This window comes from Polaromonas sp. UBA4122, assembly GCA_002381615.1.
GTDB lineage: Bacteria > Pseudomonadota > Gammaproteobacteria > Burkholderiales > Burkholderiaceae_C > Polaromonas.
Map to the genome: position 1 here is coordinate 4,362 of DFWY01000099.1, position 4,007 is coordinate 8,368.

Consider the following 4,007-nt stretch of genomic DNA (forward strand, 5'->3'; position numbering starts at 1 on the left):
AAGAGACAGATATAGGCCCAACCTTTTTCGGTTTGCGAAAACGCGATCGAGGGAATGCCGAACAAATAGCCTTCCATGGCCGCACCCACGGTGCCGGAGTAAATGGTGTCGTCGCCCATGTTGGCACCATCGTTGATACCTGAAACTACAAGATCTGGCCGGTAACCCAGCAGGCCCGTGAGGGCAATGTGCACGCAGTCCGCGGGCGTCCCGTTGATGTGGCGAAAGCCGTTGGCCGCCGTCTGCACATACATCGGCGAATGCAGGGTCAGTGCGTTGGATTTGGCGCTGTTGTTTTGCTCGGGCGCCACCACCTCGACATCCGCGACGGTTTTAAGCGCTTCATACAGGGCAATGATGCCGGAGGCCTGGTAACCGTCGTCGTTGCAAATCAGAATTTTCATAGTGTAATTTTACGGTCACGGCGGTGACAGCCGACACAGGTCTTTGAACGCACCAAGCTTGTGGCCTTGCCTATGATGCATGGTTAAATCATTTCCGCTCATTATTCTCGCTTTCTTATTGGCCCTCCACGTTGCCCATTATTTTCGGAGACACCTCATGCAAGCCTGGCTTTGTGAAAACCCCATCGGCGTAGACGCCCTGACCTGGAAAGAGCTGCCAACGCCGCAGCCCAAAGCGGGCGAGGTACTCATTGAGATCAGAGCGGCCAGCCTCAATTTTCCTGACCTGCTGATCGTGCAGAACAAATACCAGATCAAACCGCATCTACCCTTTGTGCCGGGCTCTGAATACGCAGGCGTGGTTCAGGCCGTGGGCGAAGGCGTGAAACACCTGCAGGTCGGCCAGAACGTCGCCTGTCTGTCGGGTACGGGCGGATTTGGCACGCACACCCTTGCGCCAGCGGCCTTGTGCATGCCGCTGCCCGCCGGGTTTTCGCATGTGGACGCGGCCGCCTTCATCATGATTTACGCCACCTCCTGGCACGCACTGATGGACCGGGCGCAACTTAAGGCGGGCGAAACCGTTCTGGTGCTGGGTGCCGCAGGCGGCGTAGGCAGCGCCGCCGTCCAGATTGCAAAAGCAGCCGGTGCGCGCGTGATTGCCGCTGCCTCGACTGACGAGAAATGCGCCCTTTGCACCTCGATTGGAGCGGACGCCACCATCAACTACGCCAGCAAAAATCTGCGCGACGAAATCAAGCGACTGACTGACGGCAAAGGCCCGGATGTGATTTACGACCCGGTAGGCGGCGACTATGCCGAGCCGGCTTTCCGCTCCATCGGGTGGCGTGGGCGTTATCTGGTGGTGGGTTTTGCATCCGGCTCCATCCCTTCATTGCCGCTGAATCTCACGCTGCTCAAAGGCGCCTCCATCGTCGGCGTGTTCTGGGGTGACTTTGCCAAGCGTGAACCCAAAGCCAACGCAGTCATGATGGCCGAGCTGGCCAATTGGTACGCCCAGGGCAAGATCAAACCGGTGATTGACCGCACCATGCCCATGGCGGAGCTCAAGGCGGCTTATGCCTACATGGGCTCCCGGGGCGTCATGGGCAAGCTGGTGATGGTGAATTGACAGGCTTTAAAACGTTCACCACGAACTACCAAAAAAGTCCACAAATGTGCGTTTTTGTTGCGGCGCTGATTCAGCCCGGCCGACATATGCAGCGACACAGGACACGTTACTGGTATGCTGAAGACTCATTACCGAAGGGTAGCCCATGAGCAAACCGACGATGCTGGTGGTGGAGGACAACCCCGACCACCTCGAATTGACCCTGACCACCCTGCAACAAAACGGTGTGTCCCACGCTATCGTGGTCGCCCGCGATGGACTGGAAGCCCTTGACTATCTGTTCTGCCAGGGTAATTACCGAGACCGTAACCCGGACGATCAACCCGAACTGGTCTTGCTGGACTTGGGGCTACCCGGGATGAACGGCCTGGCGGTCATGCAGCGCATGCGGGACGACCCTCGAACGTTTTTTGTTCCAGTCGTCATGCTGACTTCGGCGAGCGAACAGTCTGAAGCGGTGCTTGCGTTTAAAGGCGGACTCAACAGCTACGTGAGCAAGCCGCTGGACTACTGTGACTTTGAAGACAAGCTGCGGCAGGTCAGGGAGTACTGGCACACCTCCAACCTTGCGCCACTCACCGCCACAGACGCCTGACTGTTGCTGCCAGCGCGGATTTGACCAGCGTGCCGATGATTGACTGCCCAGGCGACATCGGCCTGTGGTCCGCGATTTGCCTTGTTTCTCTTGGCTATTTGGGTGGTCAATGATTTGTCGGCATCCTGGTCAAATCCGCACCGGCAGCAGCAACTTCAACCTCAGATTCTGAGCTTCAGGCATACTTCGGGTCCGCTGCGTCATTCTGTCGAATCGCGGTCATTACTGCCCCGATGAATACAGAAGCAATTTCTCCATTCGGCGAACGCCGCTACCACGCCTGGAATGACCATGTGAAAGCCCTCCACGGGGGCCGGGTACAGAAGGTCTCGATCGCTGCGGGGTTCACGTGCCCCAACCGCGACGGCTTGGTCGGCACCGGCGGCTGCACTTTCTGCAACAACGCCAGCTTTACGCCGGGCTACCTGGATCGCCGACAGCCCATCACCGAACAGATCGACGCTGGGCTGCTTTTTCTGCGTCGGCGCTATCCCGGTACGCAGCACTACATCGCTTATTTTCAGAGCTATACCAACACCTACGGTGAATTCAAACGGCTGCGAGCCTGCTACGAGGAGGCGCTATCCCATCCGCAGATCAGCGGCCTTGCGATCAGCACCCGCCCCGATTGTCTTCCCTCGGAAGTACTAGACTATCTCGCGGTGCTCGCACGCGAACACATCATCGAACTCGAGATCGGCGTTGAATCCTGCAACGACGCGGCGCTGGCAAGGGTCAATCGCGGCCACGATTTCGCCGCCAGCGTTGACGCGATCCGCCGCTCTGCAGCGCGCGGACTGGAAGTCACCGCCCATCTGATGCTCGGCCTCCCGGGCGAGTCATACGAGAGCATGCTCGACGGTGCCCGTCATCTCTCGGCACTGCCGATTCGGGCGCTCAAGCTTCATCAGCTGCAACTGGTACGCGGCACCGCCCTAGCCCGCGAATGGCAGCGCAATCCCGATGCCGTACCGCTGTTAGACGAGCAGACCTGCCTCAGCCTGTTGGCCGATTTCATCGAGCGCCTTGCACCCTCGATCCTGCTCCAGCGCGTGGGTAGCGAAGTGCCGCCTGCACTAAAACTGGCGCCGCACTGGAACCTCCGTCTGTCCGAACTCGCCCCGCGGATCTCGGCTGAACTTTCACGTCGCGGCAGCTGGCAGGGCTGTCGATACCTGCCGACCACAGCCGGTTCAAGCTGAATAGTAACCATCCCCCGGCAAAGCCGGGGGCTTTCAAAATTGTGAGCCGCTCAAAGCGGCCAAGTAACCTTTTCATTTTTCTTGCCAAGATGTCCAGTCCCGGCAGGCCTTCTAAAGAGCAGTTTTCTAGCGTTCAAGTCGACCGATCCAGAACTGGTCCGAATGACCGATTTCAAATTCCGCATCAACGAGCGCTTCCGCTACGAGCACGACTTCGGCGACTGCTGGCAACACTCGGTTCGCATTGAAGCGCGCCTGCCGCTGGAAAAGAAGCATACCTATCCCAGCCTCGCATCCTGCTGACGCTTCTGTCCTACGCCACGGCCACTTGGTTGCCGACAGCCGTCCTCTCCTACAAAGGTATGCGAACTGCCCCGACACCCCGGCCGTACGGCCTCTTTTTGCCCGCCTTTGAACAGTCGCACCACCTCCAGCTTGAACTCCAAGGTGTATTTGCCCCGAACTTGTACGCCTTTGATATTTCTCAATTCGCAATCTCCAATCTCTGAATTTAATCAGCAGCTATGGAGTACGTTTTTCGGCGGCTAAATCACCCGCCGATAAAAAAAAGGAGGAAAACAATGAGCACAATTACGACGAAAGACGGTCCGCAGATCGATTACAAGGACTGGGACACCGGACAATCTGTGATGTTCAGCCATGGCTGGCCCCTC

Annotated in this window: 5 protein-coding genes; 4 read left to right on the forward strand and 1 reads right to left on the reverse strand. The window is 58.0% G+C overall.

Annotated elements, in window-relative coordinates; translation table 11 throughout:
* Positions 1 to 404: 5'/3'-nucleotidase SurE (gene surE, locus B3F77_RS13280; RefSeq protein ID WP_293605403.1), on the reverse strand; the 404-nt coding region annotated here is incomplete at its 3' end.
* A 157-nt stretch (positions 405 to 561) separates the two neighbouring features.
* On the opposite strand from surE, the gene B3F77_RS13285 reads away from it, so the two are divergent.
* The 4 genes from B3F77_RS13285 (at position 562) to B3F77_RS13300 (ending at position 3,636) form a co-directional block, all read left to right on the forward strand.
* Positions 562 to 1,536 carry an NADPH:quinone oxidoreductase family protein gene (locus tag B3F77_RS13285; protein ID WP_293605404.1) on the forward strand — a complete coding sequence of 325 codons (975 nt, stop codon included), beginning with the start codon at positions 562 to 564 and terminating at the stop codon, positions 1,534 to 1,536.
* Positions 1,537 to 1,681: 145 nt separating this feature from the next.
* Positions 1,682 to 2,131 carry a response regulator gene (locus B3F77_RS13290; protein ID WP_293605405.1) on the forward strand — a complete coding sequence of 150 codons (450 nt, stop codon included), beginning with the start codon at positions 1,682 to 1,684 and terminating at the stop codon, positions 2,129 to 2,131.
* A 233-nt stretch (positions 2,132 to 2,364) separates the two neighbouring features.
* A complete protein-coding gene (locus B3F77_RS13295) occupies positions 2,365 to 3,333 on the forward strand; it encodes a TIGR01212 family radical SAM protein (protein WP_293605406.1) in 969 nt (322 codons plus the stop codon).
* 81 nt (positions 3,334 to 3,414) lie between these two features.
* Positions 3,415 to 3,636, forward strand: coding sequence for an IS1096 element passenger TnpR family protein (locus B3F77_RS13300; RefSeq protein ID WP_293605407.1), 222 nt, complete (start codon positions 3,415 to 3,417; stop codon positions 3,634 to 3,636).
* Positions 3,637 to 4,007: the final 371 nt, after the last annotated feature.